The following is a 21,067-nucleotide window of genomic DNA, read 5'->3' as shown; positions in this document are numbered from 1 at the left end:
ACGCCGTGCGCACCCCTGTGCGGCGCCCGCCCGGGCGTACGGCATCCCCGCGCCCCGCGCAGCCTTCCACGCCCTGCGCCCTTTTTGTGCGTGTTTGCCGGCTTAGCGCACGTCCGGCACGCCATTGTCGTGATCTCCCACTATTGTTCTGAGCTGTGCCTCGCCCATTGGGAGAACTCGAAGACGCGGTCATGACGCGGGTGTGGAAGTGGAACCGCCCGGTGACCGTTCGGGAAGTCCTGGAAGACCTGCAGCAGGAACGGTCGATCGCGTACACCACCGTGATGACCGTTCTGGACAATCTCCATCAGAAGGGCTGGGTCCGCCGTGAGGCGGAAGGGCGGGCCTATCGATATGAGGCCGTGTCGACACGAGCCGCCTACGCCGCCGCCCTGATGAACGACGCCTGGTCGCAGAGCGACAACCCGGCCGCCGCTCTCGTCGCCTTCTTCGGGATGATGAGTGACGAACAGCGGCAGGCCCTCCGGGACGCCGTACGCATCGTCCAGGGACCGGAAGAAACCCGGCAGGCTTCCGAAGAGCGCCGGCAGGAGAACCCCGGCTCGGCAGAGGGGGCGGACGGGCGATAGCGTCCGTTCATGCCAGCAGAGCGTCCCGAAGTCCCCGCAAAAGCCCTGACCGTCCGGCGGGCCCGGACCAGCGATGTCCCCGCCGTGCGCCACCTCCTCGACGCCTACGTCCGTGACCGCATCCTGCTCGACAAAGCCATGGTCACCCTTTACGAGGACATCCAGGAGTTCTGGGTCGCCGAACGCGACGACAACGCCGAGGTGGTCGGCTGCGGAGCGCTGCACGTCATGTGGGAGGACCTCGCCGAAGTCCGCACTCTCGCGGTGAAGCCCGGCCTGAGGGGTTCCGGCGTCGGTCACCGGGTGCTGGAGAAGCTGCTCCAGACCGCACGCTGGCTCGGCGTTCGCCGGGTTTTCTGCCTGACCTTCGAAGTGGACTTCTTCGGGAAGCACGGGTTCGTCGAGATCGGGGAGACGCCGGTCGACACCGATGTCTACGCCGAGCTGTTGCGCTCCTATGACGAGGGCGTCGCGGAGTTCCTCGGTCTCGAACGGGTGAAGCCGAACACCTTGGGCAACAGCCGCATGCTTCTGCATCTGTGATCGTCTTTGCCCCGGGCCCTATGTCCGAAACGCGCATGTTTCCGTGCGGTGGCGGTCCACTGAGGCACTCCCGGGGGTTTGTGTTTTTCCGGCAAAAGCGGTTTGCTTTCCGACGTAACGCAGTACTGCATATAACAGGGGCGGCGAAACGGCGGACGCCGCACACCCCTGGTCCTCAACGTTATCGATGAAAGGAAATGCGGTGGCACAGAAGGTTCAGGTCCTTCTTGTCGACGACCTCGACGGCGGCGAGGCGGACGAGACCGTCACGTTCGCGCTGGACGGCAAGACGTACGAGATCGATCTCACGACTGCCAATGCGGACAAGCTGCGCGGTCTTCTCGACCCCTATGTCAAGGGCGGCCGTCGTACCGGCGGCCGTGCCTCCGGTGGACGTGGAAAGGCGCGCGCCGCTTCCGGCGGCAACCAGGACACCGCGGCGATCCGCGCCTGGGCGAAGGAGAACGGTTACGAGGTCAACGACCGCGGCCGGGTTCCGGCGTCCATCCGCGAGGCCTACGAGAAGGCCAACGGCTGATTCCGCCCGGAAACGGCCGGCCCGGCGCACAAGCGCCGCAGCCGGACCCGGTGACACTGTGCTGCCACCGTGTCCAGCAGTCGTACGAGATCGGGGGCGATTCCCTCGCGCCCGACGGCCGGCATGGCCGGCAGCAAGGCCCCGACCCCGCGTCCCGGCCCAGGGGGCCGCAGCCACACGGCGGCCCCCTGCACGGTTCCCGCCCGTCCTGACGTGACCGCTCCCGCGGGCGGCGGCGGAGCCTCCACCGTGCCCCCCGCGCCCAGCAGGCGCAGGTCCAGCGGCACGGCACCCCACTCCAGCCAGTCCAGCACCCCGGGCACCTCCTCCGCGCTGCCCGCGGCCAGCAGCAGCTCCATCCGGTCGCCGCGAACGGCCACCGGAGAGCCGGGCGCGAGCTGCCGGAGCGCCCGCGCGCCCGCCTCGGCCGGCACGTCCAGCACGTCGAACCGGACCCCCGTGCGCAGCCGCAGCGGCTCTCCGGGCACTGTCGGCCAGCCCAGATCGTTCTCGTACCAGTGCCGGGCCGGGGCGTCCGGCGCGGCCGGACCGAGGGGCCTACGGGGAAGGGGGACCGCGGACGTGGTGAGGACCGAGCCAGCCATACCCGTGCAACCCCTCCGGGCGCCCTCGGGTTACGGTGGGTGCCCGGCCGGCTGCGGCGGGTGCCGGGAACGGGGGCGCGTGGGGGTCCGGGGAGGCGCGAGGTTGTTCGCCCATAGCGGAGCGAACCGGTGCCCGCGGCATGGACTGTCAGTGCCCGCGGGTAAGACATGCCTAGTGGGAGGGGGCGACACGCAGAATGGGCTGTCTCACGTTCGCCATCGGCGTACTGGCGACTGGGGTAACTGCCTGGCCTGCGGGAACATCGTCTCGCACCATCGGGTTGGAGCAGATGTCGGCGTTCGGGGTCAGGAGGCCATCGACGGTGTCGGCAGTTGGAATGAGCGGTCCCCGCTCGCGGGACTAAGCTGCGGAAGGACAGGGAGGGGAAGTTCCCCCCACTGCCTGACCGCTCTGAGGAGCGATTAACGATGTTCGAGAGGTTCACCGACCGCGCGCGGCGGGTTGTCGTCCTGGCTCAGGAAGAAGCCCGGATGCTCAACCACAACTACATCGGCACCGAGCACATCCTCCTGGGTCTCATCCACGAGGGCGAAGGTGTCGCCGCTAAGGCCCTGGAGAGCCTCGGCATTTCGCTTGAGGCGGTCCGCCAGCAGGTGGAGGAGATCATCGGGCAGGGTCAGCAGGCCCCGTCCGGGCACATCCCCTTCACTCCCCGTGCCAAGAAGGTCCTGGAGCTGTCGCTCCGCGAGGCGCTCCAGCTGGGTCACAACTACATCGGCACGGAGCACATCCTGCTCGGCCTGATCCGCGAGGGCGAGGGCGTCGCCGCCCAGGTCCTGGTCAAGCTGGGCGCAGACCTCAACCGGGTGCGGCAGCAGGTCATCCAGCTGCTCTCCGGTTACCAGGGCAAGGAGACCGCCACCGCCGGCGGCCCCGCCGAGGGGACCCCCTCCACCTCCCTCGTCCTGGACCAGTTCGGCCGGAACCTCACCCAGGCCGCTCGTGAGTCCAAGCTCGACCCGGTCATCGGGCGCGAGAAGGAGATCGAGCGGGTCATGCAGGTGCTGTCCCGCCGCACCAAGAACAACCCGGTGCTGATCGGTGAGCCCGGCGTCGGCAAGACCGCCGTCGTCGAGGGCCTCGCCCAGGCCATCGTCAAGGGCGAGGTGCCCGAGACCCTCAAGGACAAGCACCTCTACACCCTGGACCTCGGTGCCCTGGTCGCCGGCTCCCGCTACCGCGGTGACTTCGAGGAGCGCCTGAAGAAGGTCCTCAAGGAGATCCGCACCCGCGGCGACATCATCCTGTTCATCGACGAGCTGCACACGCTGGTCGGTGCGGGTGCCGCCGAGGGCGCCATCGACGCCGCCTCCATCCTGAAGCCGATGCTGGCCCGCGGCGAGCTCCAGACCATCGGTGCCACCACCCTGGACGAGTACCGCAAGCACCTGGAGAAGGACGCCGCCCTCGAGCGCCGCTTCCAGCCCATCCAGGTCGCCGAGCCGTCCCTGCCGCACACGATCGAGATCCTCAAGGGCCTGCGCGACCGGTACGAGGCGCACCACCGCGTCTCCATCACGGACGAGGCCCTGGTCCAGGCCGCCACCCTGGCCGACCGGTACATCTCGGACCGCTTCCTGCCCGACAAGGCGATCGACCTGATCGACGAGGCCGGCTCGCGGATGCGCATCCGCCGGATGACCGCGCCGCCGGACCTGCGCGAATTCGACGAGAAGATCGCCGGCGTCCGCCGGGACAAGGAGTCCGCGATCGACTCGCAGGACTTCGAGAAGGCCGCCTCCCTGCGCGACAAGGAGAAGCAGCTCCTCGCCGCCAAGGCCAAGCGGGAGAAGGAGTGGAAGGCCGGCGACATGGACGTCGTCGCCGAGGTCGACGGTGAGCTGATCGCCGAGGTCCTCGCCACGGCCACCGGCATCCCGGTCTTCAAGCTGACCGAGGAGGAGTCCAGCCGCCTGCTCCGCATGGAGGACGAGCTCCACAAGCGGGTCATCGGCCAGGTCGACGCCGTGAAGGCGCTGTCCAAGGCGATCCGCCGCACGCGTGCCGGTCTGAAGGACCCGAAGCGTCCGGGTGGTTCGTTCATCTTCGCCGGTCCGTCCGGTGTCGGTAAGACCGAGCTGTCCAAGGCGCTCGCCGAGTTCCTCTTCGGTGACGAGGACGCGCTGATCTCCCTCGACATGTCGGAGTTCAGCGAGAAGCACACGGTGTCGCGACTCTTCGGTTCGCCCCCCGGCTACGTGGGCTACGAAGAGGGTGGCCAGCTGACCGAGAAGGTCCGCCGCAAGCCGTTCTCCGTCGTCCTCTTCGACGAGGTCGAGAAGGCCCACCCGGACATCTTCAACTCGCTGCTCCAGATCCTGGAGGACGGTCGCCTGACCGACTCCCAGGGCCGGGTCGTGGACTTCAAGAACACGGTCATCATCATGACGACCAACCTCGGCACCCGGGACATCTCCAAGGGCTTCAACCTGGGCTTCGCGGCCTCGGGTGACACGAAGACCAACTACGAGCGCATGAAGAACAAGGTCTCGGACGAGCTGAAGCAGCACTTCCGGCCCGAGTTCCTCAACCGTGTGGACGACGTCGTCGTCTTCCCGCAGCTCACGCAGGCCGACATCCTGCGGATCGTCGACCTGATGATCGGCAAGGTCGACGAGCGCCTGAAGGACCGGGACATGGGCCTCGAGCTCTCCCAGTCCGCCAAGGAGCTGCTGGCCAAGAAGGGCTACGACCCGGTGCTGGGCGCGCGTCCGCTGCGTCGCACGATCCAGCGCGAGGTCGAGGACACGCTGTCGGAGAAGATCCTCTTCGGCGAGCTGCGTCCCGGTCACATCGTGGTCGTGGACACCGAGGGCGAGGGCGACACCCAGATCTTCACCTTCCGGGGTGAGGAGAAGTCGGCGCTGCCCGACGTCCCGCCGATCGAGCAGGCGGCCGGCGGTGCCGGACCGAACCTGAGCAAGGACGCGTAAGCGTCCGGCGGACAGACCGCGAGAAGGGGCCGGTGCCTGCGGGCACCGGCCCCTTCCGGCGCTCCGGGTCAGCCCACCAGGACTTCGGCCCGGGGGAAGATACCGGCGTAGCGGGCGGGGGACACCCCAGGTCCCGGACGCGTGATCAGGGCGACCGAGCGCACCTGTGGAAACCGTGCCGCCGCAGCGGCGAGTCCCACGCAGTCATCGATCCCGGACAGCACCAGCGCCTTGACGTGGGGCAGTTCGGGCACGAGGTCGAAGCTGTCCGCGCTGCCCAGCTCCAGGCTGAGCGTGTGCACGCCCGTCCAGTTCTCCAGCCCGCGAAGTCCCGTGCCCGCGATGCTTCCGCGGCCCAGGTGGAGGGATTCCAGGGGCGCGTCGACCGGCAGGCTGTCGGTCAGGGCGGTACCCGGCAGGCGGACGCCCGCCACGGAGAGACTGGTGAGCGACCGCAGGGAGCGCAGGCCCGTCGCATCGCCGACGCCGGAGAGGACCAGGCTGCTCAGGGGCAGGGGGGCCAGGTGGTGCAGACCCGTCGCGGCCGGGCACGCGGCCAGGTGGAGGTCGCTCAGCGAGCCGAAGGCCGACAGGGCCGCGCAGTCCGTGAGGAGGCCGTTCGCCACCAGGCGCAGTGTCGTCACCTGCTCGGTGGCGGGCAGGGCGGCCACGATGTCCTCGACGAGGTGCGGGCCCGTGAAGTGGAGGCGGTGCCAGGGGCGCATCCGTGCCAGGCAGTCACGCTGGTCCACGCTTTCGCAGGTCAGCAACAGATCCGTCCGGTCCAGACGGTCCAGGACCTCCCTCGCGTACTCGTCGGCGTCGAACCGCCCCCATGTCCCGACCAACTGCCGTCGCACACCCAGGTCCTGATGGTCCCGGAACCGCCGCAGGACCGCCAGCGCCGTCCCGGGCTCCTCCTCCCCGAGGAGGGAGGCGGTGACCGTCACCCCCCGCGCCTGCTCGGTGGTCAGCCCCGCCGGTCCCGGCAGCAGTTCGAGCACCAGGGGCCCGGCCTCCGCCAGCACCCTCGCCTCCTCCGTCGTACCCGGCGGGACCAGCACTCCCGCCCGTGCCTCCACCTCCGCCCGCACCCCCGGATCCAGGGCCGCCGCGTGTTCCAGACACGCCAGTGCCAGCAACGTCAGCCGGGGGGTGTCCGCAGCGAGCAACCGGCGCAGCAAGGTCGACCGTTCCCGTGGCCGGGCGTGCGCGACCGCCATGCGGATGACGTCCTCCCACTGGGTGTCGTCCGCGTGTCTGACCAGGACGTCCAGGTGGCCTTCCGCCACGGCACACCGGGCGCCCAGGTAGTCCTGGAAGGTGCGGTGCACGAAGTCCACCACACCGGGGGCGGGCTGACGCAGCAGACCGCTCCGCAGCAGCAGGTCACGCAGCACAGCCGCCGCGTCCCCGTGCGCCGAGGCGACCGAGGGCAGACAGCGCTCCACGATCCCCTCGGCCGTGTCGGTGTCCATCTCCGTACGGCCGCTCAGCACGAGCGCGTACGCCAGCCGCTGGAGCAGCTCCAGCTGCACTTCCTCGTTCAGCCCGGACTCCATCCCCCGCTCCCGGTCCCGGCGGGTGAGCAGCATCGCGAGGGCGGCGTCGTACAGCTCCTTGCGGCCCGTGGGGAGGTAGCCGCGGCGCTCCCGGTGCAGGGCGCAGATCAGGCCGCACATCAAGGGATTGGTGGCCAGCCGGGCCAGGTCCCGCTTGGTGCGCAGCGAGTCCAGCAGCGGACCCTCGTACTCCGGTGCCCGCGCCGCCTCGTGCCAGCGCCGGACGAAGGTCGCGACCTCCGGGCGGCGCATCGGGGCCAGGGTCAGTTCCCCGAAGCCCTCCTGGGTCAGCCAGTCGGCTCGTACGGCGGTCGGCCGGGAGGTCAGCAGCCAGGCGTTGCCGGGGTAGGCGGTGAGCAGGGAGCGCAGCCAGTCGCGGGTGCGGTGGCGGTCGGCGGCCGGGATCTCGTCCAGGCCGTCCAGGAGGACCAGGCCCCGGCCGGCCGTCAGCACGCGGTCGGTCCAGCCCTCCGGCGGGGTCAGCGGGCAGCTCGCCGCCCTCAGGAAGTCGGCCGGCGCGGGCAGCGGTCCGGTGCGGATCAGGGTGCGCAGCGGGAGGACGTACGGGACGCGGTCGGCGTCGCGGGCCGCGGTGACCGCGAGCCACTGCACCAGCGTGGTCTTGCCGGAGCCGGCGTCACCGCGCAGCAGCACGCGTGAGCCGCCGGCCAGGGCCTCTTCGGCGGGCAGCCGGCCGGTGGCGAGGAGCGGGCGCCCGCTGTCGTCCCGCACGGTGTCCTGCGCCGCCGTCACCTCCAGGCTCAGATAGGCGACCTCCAGCGGCCAGCGGTCCGGGGAGTCGCGCAGATCGATGCCGTAGATGGTGATGTGGTTGTGCCGGTCGGCGACGTAGGGCAGGTAGCGGCGTTCGAAGGCGAGGTCCTGCGCGTCGGGGCGGGGTGTGCGGGCGATGAGTTCGTCGACCTTGGCGATCAGTTCCCGTTGGCTGTGGGTCTGCTCGACCAGGGTGCGGGCCACGAAGGTGGAGCGGCGGGTGAAGAACTCCAGGATGTGCAGGCACGCCCACTGGGTCGCCGAGTCGAGGAAGGCGGACGCGTCGGCGGACAGGCCGTCGGGCGGCGGGGCGTGGCGGTGCAGGTGCCGGGCGAGTTCCCGGCTGCCGAGGCGTACGGCCTGGACATCGTCCATGTCCAGGTCGCCCAGGGCGAGCAGCAGGCGGGTCAGGGTGTCGGTGACGGCCGGCTCCTCGTCGGCCGGGAAGGGGCGCTCGCCCGGTGAGGCCATGGCCTGGGCCGTCAGCCGGCCGGCCAGCTTGCGCACCTCCTTCTCGCCCAGGGTGCGCCTCTCGCCCCGGAAGGACACGAGCGCGGACAGGCGTACCGGTCTGCCGACCAGCCCCGCGCCCGGTCCGTCCGGGTGGAACAGCTTCTTCACCAGCGGGCCCATCAGGCTCGACGCGAGTTTCCCGCCCAGTACCGTCGGCTCCATCCGCCACCCCCGTCGTGCACGCCGTACGGAGGGAGCCTAGCCAGCACGGTCGCCGCCTGTTACGACAACTGTCCGTCGTAGTCGGGGAGTTTGAACGTCTTCTCGGCGTGGCCGCCGGAGAGGTCGGTGGCGCTGTTGCCGATGTTCGCGATGATCGTGTAGCCGTCGTTCTCGATGTCCGTGCGCTGGGCGGTCTTGTAGGCGGCGACGTCCTTGAAGAGGTCGAAGAGGCCGCGGACGTGGAGGCCGGCGACGTGGTAGCCGTCGTGTTCGAGGTTGTACTCGGTGGGCCAGTACAGGATGCCGGGGCGGGCGGTGACGAAGAACAGCGAGACGCCGTGGTCCTGCGCGTACCGGGCGACGTCCAGGACGGGCCTGTTGGCCGGCTGGGGGTAGCTGAAGCCGAAGTCGGTCTCGAGCGCGGTGTTGTCGATGTCGAGGACGACGGCCTGCTTCTCGCCGGGCTGGGCGGCGGCGATGCGCTGCTCCAGGTACGGCAGGGCCTGGTCCATGACCTTCTGGCAGTCCCTCTGCCAGGTGGCGTGGTCGACCGCCGCGGCGGTGGCGGAGCCGGCCGCGGTCTGCGCGGAGCCGGCCGTGATCGGCGCGGGGCCGGCCGCGTGCGCGGGGGCGGCCAGCGCGGCCAGCGCGGCCAGGGAGATGGCGGTCACGGAGACGGGGCGCGCCCAGGGGCGTCGGGTCATCGGGGGGGGTCCTCTCACGTCCGTACGCGTGTCGTACGCGTCCTGAATGTCAGGGGCATGATCTGAGCCGGGGATGGCGCGAGGGGAACCGTAGGGTTACCGGACGGTAGGTGCCTAGAGGTCTGCGTCACATTTCCGTGTCCACCGGTTTGCGTGGCCGGTGATAAGGCGCACAGGCGGTATACGCCCTACTAAGGGGGCTAGTGAACGCAAATAGGCGGATAAAAGGGACATTTACGCCTCAGGGTTTCGGCGGAAAAGTACGTCGTCAACGGGGGTGGCCAGCATTGGCGGGGTCTGTCAAGAAGTAGATGATTTCGCGGTTGTCTACTACCGGTCGCCGTAGATGGGCGTTTTGTGGACTTCCGCCGTGCTCGGTTACCAAGGGATGGCCGCCCGGTCGGACGTCTGTACGCCGGGTGCGCCAACCGTCCCCGACTCCACGAGGTACCGATGTTCCAGCGCGCCACGTCCCGCTCTTCCCGTACGTCCTCGCTCCGCACCCGCGTGGCCGTCCTGGCTGCCGGCCTCGGCGCCACGGCCGTGCTGGGTACCGGGGTCGCGTCCGCCGCCACGCCGTCCGCCGCCTCCTGGATCGACCCGGTGAAGTCGTACACGCTCTCCGCGAGCTTCGCCCAGGCCGGCAGTCACTGGGTCGCCAAGCACAGCGGTCAGGACTTCGCCGTGCCGACCGGCACCGAGGTCATGGCCGCGCACGGCGGCACCGTCGTGAAGGCCGGCCCCAACGGCGCCGGTGACGGCCCGGCGTACGGCAACGCCATCGTCATCAAGCACGGCAACGGCACGTACTCGCAGTACGCGCACCTGTCCCGGATCGACGTCCGGATCGGCCAGGTCGTCGCGACCGGCCAGCACATAGCCCTGTCGGGCTCCACCGGCAACTCCACCGGGCCGCACCTGCACTTCGAGATCCGTACGACCCCGAACTACGGCTCCGCCGTCGACCCGGTCTCCTTCCTGCACGCCAAGGGCGTGTCCGTCTGAGCTACTCCGTCCCGTGGGCGCCCCGGTGCGCCTGCGTGACCAGGTCGAGGGCGACTTCGAGAACGGCCTCGCGCTTCTTCCCGGAGTCGCCTTCCAGGTCCTGCATCACGAACATCCCCGCGTGCAGCGTGAACATCGCACTGACGCAGCGGACCTGCTCGACGAGCGGCGCCTCGGGGTCGATGATGATGTCCCGGAGGCCGCGCAGCCGGTCCTTGAAGGTGTCGCCGATGCGCAGTTCGCGCACGGTCGCCTGGTTCTCCTGCATGAAGCGGAAGAGTGGCTCCGCGCCCGCCAGCGCCTCGCTGTAGCGCCGTACGATCTCCCGCTTGGTCACCAGCGTGTGCGGCTGCTGCCTGCCCCACTCGATGAGGTCCTCGATCGGATGCGTCAGATCCTCGAAGAGGCTGACGATGATCTCTTCCTTCGTCTTGAAGTGGTAGTACAGAGCCGCCTTGGTGACGTCGAGGTGCTCGGCGATCTCGCGCAGGGAGGTCTTCTCGTATCCCTGCTCCGCGAAGAGTTCGAGCGCGACGTCCTGGATGCGCTGGCGGGTGTTGCCGCGGCGCTGCTGCTTGGTGCCGTCCATGGTGACGCCCATCCTCGTACTCCTCGCGCTCCCGCGGAAACTTACTTGACGACCGGCTAGTGACAGGTCTACTTTTTCAGTGTACTGAACTAGCCGGGCGGCAAGTAAGTGTCTGCCGCAGGGGGAGTGGACGAGGATGACGGACGCGGTCGGAAGTGCCACAGAGGGCAAACAGCCCCGAAGCGTGCGAGTGGTGCTGCTCGCACTGATGATCGCGATGATGCTCGCGATGCTGGACAACATGATCGTGGGCACGGCGATGCCCACGATCGTAGGTGATCTCGGCGGCCTGGAGCACCTGTCCTGGGTCGTCACCGGATACACCCTGGCCACCGCGGCCTCCACCCCGGTCTGGGGCAAGCTCGGCGACATGTACGGCCGCAAGGGCGCGTTCCTCAGCTCGATCGTCATCTTCCTGATCGGCTCGGCGCTGAGCGGCATGGCCCAGGACATGGGCCAGCTGATCGGCTTCCGGGCCGTGCAGGGTCTCGGTGCCGGCGGCCTGATGGTCGGCGTCATGGCCATCATCGGTGACCTCGTGCCGCCGCGGGAGCGGGGCAAGTACCAGGGCATGATGGCCGGCGTCATGGCGCTCGCCATGATCGGCGGTCCGCTGGTCGGCGGCACCATCACCGACAACTGGGGCTGGCGCTGGGCCTTCTACATCAACCTGCCGCTCGGCGTGGTCGCCCTCGCGCTGGTCACCGCCGTGCTGCACCTGCCCAGGAAGCGGTCCAAGGCGGGCATCGACTACCTCGGCGTCGTCCTGCTGACCGTGGGCATCACCTCCATCGTGCTGGTCACCACCTGGGGCGGAAGCGAGTACGCCTGGACCTCCGCGCGGATCATGGAACTGATCGGCATCGGGGTGGCCACGCTGGTCGGGTTCGTGTTCTGGCAGACCAAGGCCGCCGAGCCGGTGGTGCCGCTGCACATCTTCCGGAGCCGCAACTTCACCCTGATGTCGCTGATCGGCTTCATCACCGGCTTCGTGATGTTCGGCGCCACCCTGTTCCTGCCGCTGTACCAGCAGGCGGTGCAGGGCGCCTCCGCGACCAACTCCGGTCTGCTGCTCCTGCCCATGCTCGGCGCGATGCTGGTGACCTCGATGGTCGCCGGACGGGTCACCACCGGCAGCGGCCGCTACAAGGTCTTCCCGATCGCCGGTGGCGCGCTGATGATCGTCGGGCTGTACCTGCTGTCCCTGATGGACACGGGCACCACCCGCCTCACCTCCGGCCTCTACATGGCGGTGCTCGGCGCCGGCATGGGCTGCCTGATGCAGATCACCATGCTGGTCGCGCAGAACAGCGTGGAGATGAAGGACATGGGCGTGGCGTCCTCCTCCACCACCCTGTTCCGCACCCTCGGCTCCTCCTTCGGCGTGGCCATCATGGGCGCGCTGTTCAACCACCGGGTCCAGGACGTCATGTCCGAGCGGGCCGGCGCGCTGGGCTCTAAGCTCACCGAGAAGTCGGCACAGCTGGACGCGGCGAGCCTGGCCAAGCTGCCGGCGGACGCCCGGGAGGCCTACCAGCACGCGGTGTCCCAGGGGACGCACTCCGCGTTCCTGCTCGGCGCCGGGATCGCGGTGCTGGTGCTGGTCGCGGCCCTGTTCGTCAAGGAGGTCCCGCTCAAGGGCGGACCGCAGAAGCCCTCCGCCGACGGCGGGGACACGGTGCCGGCGGCCATGGTCGAGGCCGTCTGACGTCCGCACGCACACGAAGGCCCCGGGGCGAAGGCCCCGGGGCCTTCGACGCGTACGCGCGCCCACGGCCGGGGCTGCCGGGAACACCTGCGCCGAGCCGCCCGGTCCGCGCCTGGCACACGGCCGCACCGAGCGGGCCCGGTCGGACACCGCGCGGGGCGCCCCCGCCGCTGCCGTTCCCCGCTCGGCCGGCCGCCCCGCCGCGCGGACGCGACGGTCGGCGGGGCGGTCGGCCCGGCGGTCACCTGCCGAGGGGGCGCGGCAGCATCGGATAGCTTCCCGTGCTGGTCGGGGCGTGTTCGGGGAGCCAGAGGACGGCGACCGCGCCCTCCGAGGGAAGGCGGGCGGGGGCGCCCGCGGGCCGTACGTTGCGGAACGTCAGCCGGGCGCCGAGCACCCGTGCCTGGCCGGCCGCGATGGTCAGCCCCAGACCGTGCCCCTGCCCGGCGCGGTCCTCGCTGCCGGTGCGGAACCGGCTCGGCCCCTCGGCGAGCAGTTCCTCGGGGAACCCGGGGCCGTGGTCGCGGACCCGGATGACCCGGCCCTCCACGGTGACCTCGATGGGCGGGCGGCCGTGCCGGGCGGCGTTGGCGAGCAGGTTGAACAGCACCCGCTCCAGCCGCCGCGGGTCGGTGGTGACCTCCGACTCGTGCACCACCCGTACGGTGATGCCCGGGTCCTTGGCGGCCACCCGGCGGGCGACGAACTCGCCCAGCATGAGGTCCTGGAGCTCCGCCCGCTCCGAGGCCCCGTCCAGGCGGGCCACCTCCAGGACGTCCTCCACCAGTGTGCGCATCGCCTTCGCCCGGTCCAGGACCAGCTCCGTGAGCCGGCCGGGCGGCAGCAGCTCGGCGGCCGTCAGCAGGCCGGTGACCGGGGTGCGCAGTTCGTGCGCGATGTCCGCGGTGACCCGCCGCTCGGCCTCCAGGCGCTGCTGGAGCGCGTCCGCCATGGCGTCCACCGCGCGGGCGAGGTCGTCGGTCTCGTCCCGTACGACCCCGCCGATGGCCTCCCGCACCCGGACGTCGGTCTCGCCCTTGGCGACCCGGTTCGCGGCGGTCGCGGCCTTGCGCAGCCGGCGGGAGAGCTGGCCTCCGATCAGCACACCCAGCGCGCTGCCGCCGAGCACGACCGCGACCGAGCCGATCACGAGGGCCTGGTCCAGGTCCTTCATGACGTTGCTGCTGCGGTCCGGCAGATGCAGGTGCACCGAGAGCACGTGCCCGTTCTTCACCGGCACGGCCGCCCAGATGTCCGGCGACCCGCCGTGCTCGGAGACGTCGCTGGCCCGGCGGCCCCGCTCGACCTTCTCGCGCAGCGCGACCGGCAGCTCCGGGTCGTCGGTCTTGACGTGGGGGAAGATCGGCCCCCGGTTCAGCTCGTAGTTGCGCTGGGCCAGCAGGAGGCGCTCGTTGGCGAGTTCGCGCGCGTTGTCCAGCATCGAGACACGGGCCGCGTTGTGCACGACCAGGCTCAGCACGATCGCCACCAGGCCGGCCACCAGCGCGATCGCCGCGCTCAGCTTCCATCTGAGACCGGTGCGCAGGCCCGCGCGCTCCATGCGCCGGACCGGGTACCGAAGAATCCCCCGCATACCGTCGCTCCGCTCAGGCCTTGAGCTTGTAACCGAAGCCGCGGACCGTCTCGATCCGGTCCTGGCCGATCTTCTGCCGCAGCCGCTGCACGTGCACGTCGACGACCCGGGTGTCCCCGCCCCAGCCGTACTCCCACACGCGTTCCAGCAGCTTGTCCCGGGAGAGCACGGTGCCCGGCGCGGAGGAGAACTCCAGCAGCAGCCGCATCTCGGTCGGGGTCAGCGCCACCGGCTGCCCGGCCCGGCGCACCTCCATGCCGTCGGTGTCGATGTACAGGTCCCCGAAGGCCAGCGGGCCGCCCTCGACGGCGGCCCCCGCATCCCCGGCCTGGGCGCCGCCGGCGTGCCCGAAGCGGCGCAGCACCGCACGGATCCGGGCGACGAGGACGGCGCCGTCGAACGGCTTGGTCACGTAGTCGTCGGCGCCCGCCTCCAGGCCGAGAACGACGTCGATGGAGTCGGCACGCGCCGACAGCATGATCACCGGAACGGTCGACTCGTCGCGGATACGGCGGCACAGGCTGACGCCGTCCAGACCCGGGACCATGACGTCCAGCAGCGCGATGTCGGGCCGGTCCGCCCGGAACGCGGCCAGGCCCGACAGGCCGTCGGGCATGGCGGTGACCGCGAAGCCGTCCCGCTCCAGGGCCAGCTGGGTGGCCTCGCGGATGACGTCGTCGTCCTCGACGAACAGGACGTGGGTCTGGTCTGCCATCCCGGTGCTCTCAGTCTCGTGGTGTGCGTGTGGGCCGTCAGTTGTCCGGCGCGGGCGTCGGGCCCCCGCCGGCGGACTTGCTGTACTCGTTGCGGGTGGGCTTGCCCTGGACGAACCGTCCCGCCCGCCACGTGTAAGGGGTCACGATCTCACCGGACGGGCTGGAGATCGGGTCGCCCTGCTCGTAGTACTGCCGGGTCACCGACAGGACGCCCTGGTCGATCTCCGCGTAGACCGGGGACTCCTCGCTCTTGAAGACGTTCGTGAACGCGCCGCCGTCCTCCCGGTACACGTACGAGCCGACACCCACCGCGTCGGCGCAGGTCAGCACATTGACGACGACATCGTCCACCGGGCCGCCGGTCAGGTTGCCGTAGGAGACGTCGACCGGGTACTCGTCACCGTCGCACGGCTTCAGCTCCCGCTTGACCGCTCCCGACACCTCGGGATCGTGGTTGAGCAGCGCCACGGGATCCACCCGCCGGTACTTGCCGGACGGGCTGGGGGCGGGGGAGGCGACGGCTCCCGCCATCGCCGAGGCGTGCGCCGGGCCCTCGTCCCGCGCGCCCGTGCCCCCGCTGCCGCACGCGGCGGCGAAAAGGGCGAGGGCGGCGAGCACGGCCCCCACCGCGATCACCGCCTGTGTGCTGCCTCGGACCCCGTCGGGTCCGGCCCCGGTCAGGCCGCGCAACGCTCCCGCTCCTCACGCTCCAGCGCGCGTGCGTCCAGATCGCGGGCCTCCAGCTCCTCACGGAGCCGGGCGAGCGCCCGGTGCAGCGTGCTCTTGACCGTACCGGCCGACATGCCGAGGGCAGCGGCCGTCTCCTCCGTGGACATCTGCTCCCAGTGTCGCAGCACCACGACACTGCGCTGCTTCGGAGCGAGCACCTTCATGACGTCCATCAGCAGGGCCCGGTCGGCGTGCTGCTCGGTGGCATCCTCCACGGAGGCGTCCGGCAGCTGCTCGGTCGGGACCTCCTCCAGCTTGCGCGCACGCCACCACTCGGTCCGCGTGTTGATCATGACCCGGCGCAGATAGGCGTCGGCGAGCCGCTTGTCGGCGATGCCCTCCCAGCGGCCGTACGTCCGTACCAGCGCGGTCTGGAGCAGGTCCTGGGCGTCGACGGGGTCCGGCACCAGTCGCCGCGCGCTGCGCAGCAGTGCGTCCTGCCGGGTACGGACGTACTCCTCGAATTCGAGCACCTCGCCCTGCGCCATGATCAACCGCCTCCGTTCCCCGTTGTCCTCCGGGCCGCTGCCCGAAGACCTGCCGTTCTCCGTGTCCGGTGGTCCGCCGGGCACGGAGAAGAAGTTACGGAGCGGTTGTCACGGGGCTGTGCGGTCCAGCCTGCGGCTGGCAATCGGCTATCCGTCGGTTGTGTAACGAAAGCCGGAACGGGGTAGAGGGGGTGGTTCACTTGCCCTTTTCGTAGGCCTTTGACCGATACCCGGTGTCGTAACGGACACCCGCGGACTGTGATGTGCCTGTGCGTCAGCCCAGCGGCAGCCGGTACAGGCCCCCCGCCAACGGCTCCACCAGGCCGTCCGCGACCAGCCCGTCGAGCGCGCGGGCCCGTTGCACCGGCTCGTGCCACACCCGGTCGAGCGCCACCTGCGGCACCGGCGCGTGTGCCTCCCGCAGCACGGCCAGCAGCTTGCCGCGCACCTGCCGGTCGGTGCCGGCGTACGTCTGCCCGCGGCGCGGCGGACCCGTGTGCTCCGGCTTGCCCGCGAGCCGCCAGGCGCACCGCTCGGCGATCGGGCACCGCTGGCAATCCTCGTTCTTCGCCGTGCACACCAGCGCGCCCAGCTCCATGGAGGCGGCGGCCCACCGGGCGGCGGTCCGCTCGTCCTGCGGCAGCAGCTCCCGGGCCAGCCGCCGCTCGGCGGCCGTGGTGGCGTTCGGCGGGTACCGCACACCCGTCACCGCCCGCGCCAGGACCCGGCGCACATTGGTGTCCAGCACCGCGTGCCGCTGCCCGTACGCGAACGACGCCACCGCGGCGGCCGTGTACTCCCCGATGCCGGGCAGCGCGAGCAACTGCGCGTGGTCCGTCGGTACGTCCCCCCCGTGCCGTTCCGTTATGGCGACCGCGGCACCGTGCAGGCGCAGGGCGCGGCGCGGGTAGCCGAGCCGGCCCCAGGCGCGCACCGCCTCGCCCGGCGCCTCCTTGGCGAGGTCGGCGGGGCGCGGCCAGCGGGTCAGCCATTCCTCGTAGAGGGGCAGTACCCGGTTCACCGGCGTCTGCTGGAGCATGAACTCGCTGACCATCACCCCCCACGGGCCCGCCTCCGGGCGGCGCCAGGGGAGGTCTCGTGCGTGGGCGTCGAACCAGGTGATCACGGGGGCGTGGAGCATCTCAGTCATGGCCTTCCGATCCTGCCACGGGTGCGCGGGCATGGTGGGTGACGGCGCGATCACCGAGCGTGGCACACCGGGAAGAACCGTGCCGGTGGCGGCAGTTACCGGAATGATGATCCGGAAAAGTTCGTGGGCGCGCGGCGGGTGGCGCGAGCAAGCGCGGTGATCTCTCGTACAGTTTGGGCCGTGGGATCTCTGCGCAATCCGGTCGGGCCGCTTCCCTCCTCCATCTACTGGCGTCGGAGGGCCGTAATGCTGTCCGTGATCGCCCTGTTGGTGCTGGTGGTCACGTTGATCGTCACGCTCGGCGGCGGGGGCGGCAAGAAGGACACCGACGGGTCCGACGGCAAGAATCCCGCGCACACGATCACGCCCGGACCGTCCGACTCCGGGCCCGCCTACAGCCAACACCCCGGCGGGCGTGACGAGTCGGGGGGTGGCGGCTCCAGCGGCACCGGGTCCGGGTCCGCTTCCGGGTCCGGCGGCGGTTCGGGTACGGGTTCCGGCGGGGACGACGGTTCGGGCGGGACGGGTGACGGCTCCGCCGGGTCCGGCGGCGGCGCGGGTTCCGGCTCGGCCGGCGGTCACGTGGGAACGGGCGACGCCCTCCCGGCGTCCTCCTCGCTGCCCGACTGCACGGCCCGGGCGGTGCGGTTGAGCCTGCGCAGTGTGCACAACTCCTACTCGCCGGACCAGACGCCGACGTTCGAACTCACCGCGAGGAACAGCTCGTCCGCCGACTGCAAGACCGATCTCGGCCCGAAGAACGCGGTGTTGACGATCACACCGGCCGACAAGGCCGACGCGTACTGGTCGTCGGCCGACTGCCCCGACGGCGCGGGAAGCCTGGTGTTCCGGGTGCCGGCGGGCAAGACCGTGACGTACACCGTGAAGTGGGACCGCAAGCCGAGTGCCCCGCACTGCGCGACGCCCTCCGCGGCATCGGCCAAGGCGGGCACGTACCTGCTGGAGGCGAAGGCCCCGGGGTTCGCGAAGGCGCAGGCCTCGTTCGTCCTGTCCGCGGACTAGGCGCCGCGGACTAGGCGCCGCGGACTAGGCGCCGCGGACCGGGCGCCGCGGACCGGGCGCCGCCGGACGGGGCCGGGGCCGGACCCGGCGAAGCCACCCCGACGGGGCGGGGTGAGCGGGAGACCACGGGGAACCATGCGGACGCGCGGGCGGCCCCCGGCGTGCCCGCGGCCGGTGCGGACCGGCCGGCGAGAGATGGGATGACCACGGGCCGGGTGGCCGCGGGGCGTGCGGCGACAGACCGGGTGGCGACGGGTCGGGCGGTGAGGGACCGGCCGCCCAGGGGCCGGGTGGCCGCGGGCCGGGCCTTGACGGACCGGGCGGCGAGCGGCCGGGGGGCCGGGGCCGGGCCGGAACTCAGACGTAGCGCTCGAGGATCGAGGACTCCGCCAGGCGGGACAGACCCTCCCGCACGCTCCTCGCCCGGGCCTCACCGACGCCGTCGACCGTTTGCAGGTCGTCGACACTGGCGGCCAGCAACTTCTGGAGACCACCGAAGTGCTCCACCAGGCGGTCGATGATCGCGCCGGGCAGGCGCGGAACCTTGGCCAGCAGCCGGAAGCCGCGCGGCGACACCGCGGAGTCCAGGGTCTCGGGCGAGCCGGTGTAGCCCAACGCCTTGGCCACGGTGCCCAGTTCGAGCAGTTCCGCGTGGCTGAGGGCGTCCAGCTCGGCCAGGGCCTCCGCGACCGTACGGGACCGCTTGGCCGTCGGCTCGGGCACGTAGTCGCGGACGACGAGCTCACGGTCGGGCTCGACCCCGGCGATCAACTCCTCCAGCTGGAGCGAGAGGAGACGGCCGTCCGTGCCCAGCTCGACCACGTACTCGGCGATCTCGGTGGCGATGCGGCGGACCATCTCCAGGCGCTGCGCGACGGCCGACACGTCCCGGACCGTCACCAGGTCCTCGATCTCCAGTGCCGACAGCGTGCCCGCGACCTCGTCCAGCCGGAGCTTGTACCGCTCCAGCGTGGCCAGCGCCTGGTTGGCGCGGGAGAGGATCGCCGCCGAGTCCTCCAGGACGCGCCGCTGGCCGTCCACGTACAGGGCGATCAGCCGCATCGACTGGGAGACGGAGACCACGGGGAAACCGACCTGCTTGCTCACCCGGTCCGCCGTGCGGTGCCGGGTGCCCGTCTCCTCCGTGGGGATCGTCGGATCCGGGAGCAGCTGGACGCCCGCGCGCAGGATCTTCGACAGGTCCGAGGAGAGCACGATGCCGCCGTCGAGCTTGCACAGTTCCCGCAGCCGGGTCGCGGTGAACTCGACGTCCAGCACGAACCCGCCCGTGCACATCGCCTCGACCGTCTTGTCGGAGCCGAGCAGGATGAGGCCGCCCGTGTTGCCGCGCAGGACGCGCTCGAGGCCGTCCCGCAACGGGGTGCCGGGTGCCACGGCGCTCAACGAGGCACGCATCAGGCGGTCGGAACCGGCACTCCCACCGGACTTGCCGGGAGCTGCTGCCCGGTCGTTGGCTGCCACTGCACTCCTCCGGTCGCGGGGTCTGAGGCGCTCCCGTCCCGGCACGTGGTTCGTACGGACGGGCGAGACCTGCGCAAAGTCTACCGGCGCTCCTCCGCCTCCTGTGGGGCCTCTCGGCGACGCGAGCGCGGCAGCACCCGCAGCGCGTCTCCCATGTCGGCGACTTCCACGACCTTCATGCCCGCCGGGACCCTGCCGGGATCGGTCGGTACGAGCGCGTGCGTGAAGCCCAGCCGGTGCGCCTCGGACAGCCTGCGCTGCACGCCCGTGACCCGTCTGACCTCGCCCGCGAGCCCGACCTCGCCGATGGCGACCAGGTTCTTCGGCAGCGGGGTGTCGCTGGCGGCGGAGGCGAGGGCGAGGGCGATCGCCAGGTCGGCGGCCGGCTCCGACAGCTTCACACCGCCGACCGTCGCCGAGTAGATGTCCCGCTTGCCGAGGGCGCTGATCCGGCCGCGCTGCTCCAGGACGGCCAGCATCATCGACACCCGCGAGGTCTCCAGACCGGACGTCGTCCGGCGCGGGGAGGGGATCTGGGAATCGACGGTCAGCGCCTGCACCTCGGCGACCAGCGGGCGGCGGCCCTCCAGGGTGACGGTCAGGCAGGTGCCCGGGACCGGCTCGGCCCGGCGGGTCAGGAACAGGCCGCTCGGGTCGGTGAGGCCGGTGATGCCCTCGTCGTGCAGCTCGAAGCAGCCCACTTCGTCCGTCGCTCCGTAGCGGTTCTTCACCCCGCGGACCAGGCGCAGGCGCGCGTGCCGGTCGCCCTCGAAGTGCAGGACGACGTCCACCAGGTGTTCGAGGAGGCGGGGGCCGGCGATGGCGCCGTCCTTGGTGACGTGTCCCACGAGCAGGGTGGACATGCCGCGCTCCTTGGAGGCGCGGATCAGGGCGCCGGCGACCTCCCGGACCTGGGCCATGCCGCCGGGCGCGCCCTCGATCTCCGGGGAGGCGATGGTCTGCACCGAGTCGAGGATCAGCAGGGACGGCTTCAGCTCGTCGAGATGGCCGAGGACGGCGGACAGGTCGGTCTCCGCGGTCAGATACAGGTCGTCGGCGAGCGCGCCGATGCGGTCCGCGCGCAGCCGCACCTGGCTCGCCGATTCCTCGCCGGTCACGTAGAGGGTGCGGTGCTCGGGGCTCGCGGCCTTGGCGGCCACGTCCAGCAGCAGGGTGGACTTGCCGACGCCGGGCTCACCGGCGAGCAGCACGACCGCGCCGGGGACCAGACCGCCGCCGAGCACCCGGTCCAGCTCGGGCACGCCGGTCGAGCGAGCGGTGGCCTGCCGGCCGTCGACCTGGCCGATGGGCAGCGCGGAGGTGGTGACGCGGCCCGGTGCGGTCGTCCGGACCGCGGGCGCGCCGTACTCCTCGACCGTGCCCCAGGTCTGGCACTCGGGGCAGCGGCCGAGCCACTTGGCCGTCTGCCAGCCGCACTCGGTGCAGCGGTAGGACGGGCGGTCCTTGGTGGTCTTGGTACGGGCAGCCATGCGGAAACCGTAGCCCGCGGCACTGACAACGGGGCCACGGACGGAACGGAGGAGGGCGCCCGTGGTGCCGTGGACGGCGGTCGGGCGGGCCGGTCCCGGCCGGCGCCCAAGGGATCGAGCGGCCGGACAAAGGGCTCCTGTCCCCTT

General features: G+C 71.2%; 18 protein-coding genes. 7 read left to right on the top strand and 11 right to left on the bottom strand.

The genetic code is table 11. The features are described 5' to 3' along the window. The first annotated feature begins 191 nt into the window (after nt 1-191). From ACGFT1_RS08475 to ACGFT1_RS08465, 3 genes are all read left to right on the top strand, one after another. On the top strand, nt 192-590 hold the full coding sequence (locus ACGFT1_RS08475; RefSeq protein ID WP_373908280.1) for a BlaI/MecI/CopY family transcriptional regulator: 399 nt from the start codon (nt 192-194) through the stop codon (nt 588-590). Between the two features lie 9 nt (nt 591-599). Further along, the gene (locus tag ACGFT1_RS08470) at nt 600-1,133 is read left to right on the top strand and encodes an amino-acid N-acetyltransferase (protein ID WP_373908279.1); all 534 of its coding nucleotides are present in this window, start codon (nt 600-602) and stop codon (nt 1,131-1,133) included. 202 nt (nt 1,134-1,335) lie between these two features. Next, complete coding sequence (locus ACGFT1_RS08465) at nt 1,336-1,671, top strand: Lsr2 family protein (protein WP_030751806.1); 336 nt, start codon at nt 1,336-1,338, stop codon at nt 1,669-1,671. Here the strand turns inward: ACGFT1_RS08465 and ACGFT1_RS08460 are convergent. Next, on the bottom strand, nt 1,650-2,276 hold the full coding sequence (locus tag ACGFT1_RS08460) for an SCO3374 family protein (RefSeq protein ID WP_373908278.1): 627 nt from the start codon (nt 2,274-2,276) through the stop codon (nt 1,650-1,652). The two genes, ACGFT1_RS08465 and ACGFT1_RS08460, sit on opposite strands and share 22 nt — an antisense overlap. A 429-nt stretch (nt 2,277-2,705) precedes the next feature. Here ACGFT1_RS08460 and ACGFT1_RS08455 point away from each other — a divergent pair, with 429 nt between their 5' ends. Continuing rightward, entirely contained in the window at nt 2,706-5,231 is a 2,526-nt protein-coding gene (locus ACGFT1_RS08455; RefSeq protein WP_373908277.1) for an ATP-dependent Clp protease ATP-binding subunit, read from the top strand. Nucleotides 5,232-5,299: 68 nt separating this feature from the next. Here the strand turns inward: ACGFT1_RS08455 and ACGFT1_RS08450 are convergent, their stop codons facing one another. Both ACGFT1_RS08450 and ACGFT1_RS08445 read right to left on the bottom strand, forming a co-directional pair. Next, a complete protein-coding gene (locus ACGFT1_RS08450; protein WP_373908276.1) occupies nt 5,300-8,242 on the bottom strand; it encodes an NACHT domain-containing NTPase in 2,943 nt (980 codons plus the stop codon). Between the two features lie 59 nt (nt 8,243-8,301). Next, the gene (locus ACGFT1_RS08445) at nt 8,302-8,946 is read right to left on the bottom strand and encodes an HAD family acid phosphatase (RefSeq protein ID WP_373908275.1); all 645 of its coding nucleotides are present in this window, start codon (nt 8,944-8,946) and stop codon (nt 8,302-8,304) included. Between the two features lie 453 nt (nt 8,947-9,399). Between ACGFT1_RS08445 and ACGFT1_RS08440 the strand changes: the two genes are divergently transcribed. Further along, nucleotides 9,400-9,951, top strand: coding sequence for a M23 family metallopeptidase (locus tag ACGFT1_RS08440; RefSeq protein WP_373908274.1), 552 nt, complete (start codon nt 9,400-9,402; stop codon nt 9,949-9,951). A 1-nt stretch (nt 9,952) separates the two neighbouring features. Here ACGFT1_RS08440 and ACGFT1_RS08435 read toward each other — a convergent pair whose 3' ends face one another. Then, nucleotides 9,953-10,552: a TetR/AcrR family transcriptional regulator gene (locus tag ACGFT1_RS08435; RefSeq protein ID WP_373908273.1), complete on the bottom strand. Its 600-nt coding sequence runs from the start codon at nt 10,550-10,552 to the stop codon at nt 9,953-9,955. 124 nt (nt 10,553-10,676) lie between these two features. On the opposite strand from ACGFT1_RS08435, the gene ACGFT1_RS08430 reads away from it, so the two are divergent. Then, nucleotides 10,677-12,248, top strand: a complete 1,572-nt coding sequence (locus ACGFT1_RS08430; protein ID WP_373908272.1) for an MDR family MFS transporter — start codon at nt 10,677-10,679, stop codon at nt 12,246-12,248. Nucleotides 12,249-12,489: 241 nt separating this feature from the next. On the opposite strand, the gene cseC is transcribed toward ACGFT1_RS08430, so the two are convergent. The 5 genes from cseC to ACGFT1_RS08405 all read right to left on the bottom strand — a co-directional run bounded on the left by cseC (nt 12,490) and on the right by ACGFT1_RS08405 (nt 16,925). Next, a complete protein-coding gene (cseC, locus tag ACGFT1_RS08425; RefSeq protein WP_373908271.1) occupies nt 12,490-13,842 on the bottom strand; it encodes a two-component system sensor histidine kinase CseC in 1,353 nt (450 codons plus the stop codon). A gap of 13 nt (nt 13,843-13,855) precedes the next feature. Further along, entirely contained in the window at nt 13,856-14,557 is a 702-nt protein-coding gene (gene cseB / locus ACGFT1_RS08420; RefSeq protein ID WP_373908270.1) for a two-component system response regulator CseB, read from the bottom strand. A 37-nt stretch (nt 14,558-14,594) separates the two neighbouring features. Further along, nucleotides 14,595-15,248, bottom strand: coding sequence for a hypothetical protein (locus ACGFT1_RS08415; protein ID WP_373908269.1), 654 nt, complete (start codon nt 15,246-15,248; stop codon nt 14,595-14,597). Continuing rightward, nucleotides 15,236-15,775, bottom strand: a complete 540-nt coding sequence (locus ACGFT1_RS08410) for a SigE family RNA polymerase sigma factor (RefSeq protein WP_356825679.1) — start codon at nt 15,773-15,775, stop codon at nt 15,236-15,238. Before ACGFT1_RS08410 ends, ACGFT1_RS08415 begins: the two co-directional genes overlap by 13 nt. A 274-nt stretch (nt 15,776-16,049) precedes the next feature. Further along, nucleotides 16,050-16,925 carry an A/G-specific adenine glycosylase gene (locus ACGFT1_RS08405; protein WP_373908268.1) on the bottom strand — a complete coding sequence of 292 codons (876 nt, stop codon included), beginning with the start codon at nt 16,923-16,925 and terminating at the stop codon, nt 16,050-16,052. Between the two features lie 180 nt (nt 16,926-17,105). On the opposite strand from ACGFT1_RS08405, the gene ACGFT1_RS08400 reads away from it, so the two are divergent. Continuing rightward, nucleotides 17,106-17,948, top strand: coding sequence for a hypothetical protein (locus ACGFT1_RS08400; RefSeq protein ID WP_373908267.1), 843 nt, complete (start codon nt 17,106-17,108; stop codon nt 17,946-17,948). A 357-nt stretch (nt 17,949-18,305) separates the two neighbouring features. Here ACGFT1_RS08400 and disA read toward each other — a convergent pair whose 3' ends face one another. Next, complete coding sequence (gene disA / locus ACGFT1_RS08395; protein WP_373908266.1) at nt 18,306-19,430, bottom strand: DNA integrity scanning diadenylate cyclase DisA; 1,125 nt, start codon at nt 19,428-19,430, stop codon at nt 18,306-18,308. Between the two features lie 80 nt (nt 19,431-19,510). Then, complete coding sequence (gene radA, locus ACGFT1_RS08390) at nt 19,511-20,920, bottom strand: DNA repair protein RadA (protein ID WP_373908265.1); 1,410 nt, start codon at nt 20,918-20,920, stop codon at nt 19,511-19,513. Between the last annotated feature and the right edge of the window lie 147 nt (nt 20,921-21,067).

Origin of the sequence: Streptomyces sp. Y20 (assembly GCF_043195475.1) — a bacterium.
GTDB lineage: Bacteria > Actinomycetota > Actinomycetes > Streptomycetales > Streptomycetaceae > Streptomyces.
This window is presented reverse-complemented; position numbering and strand designations above follow the sequence as displayed.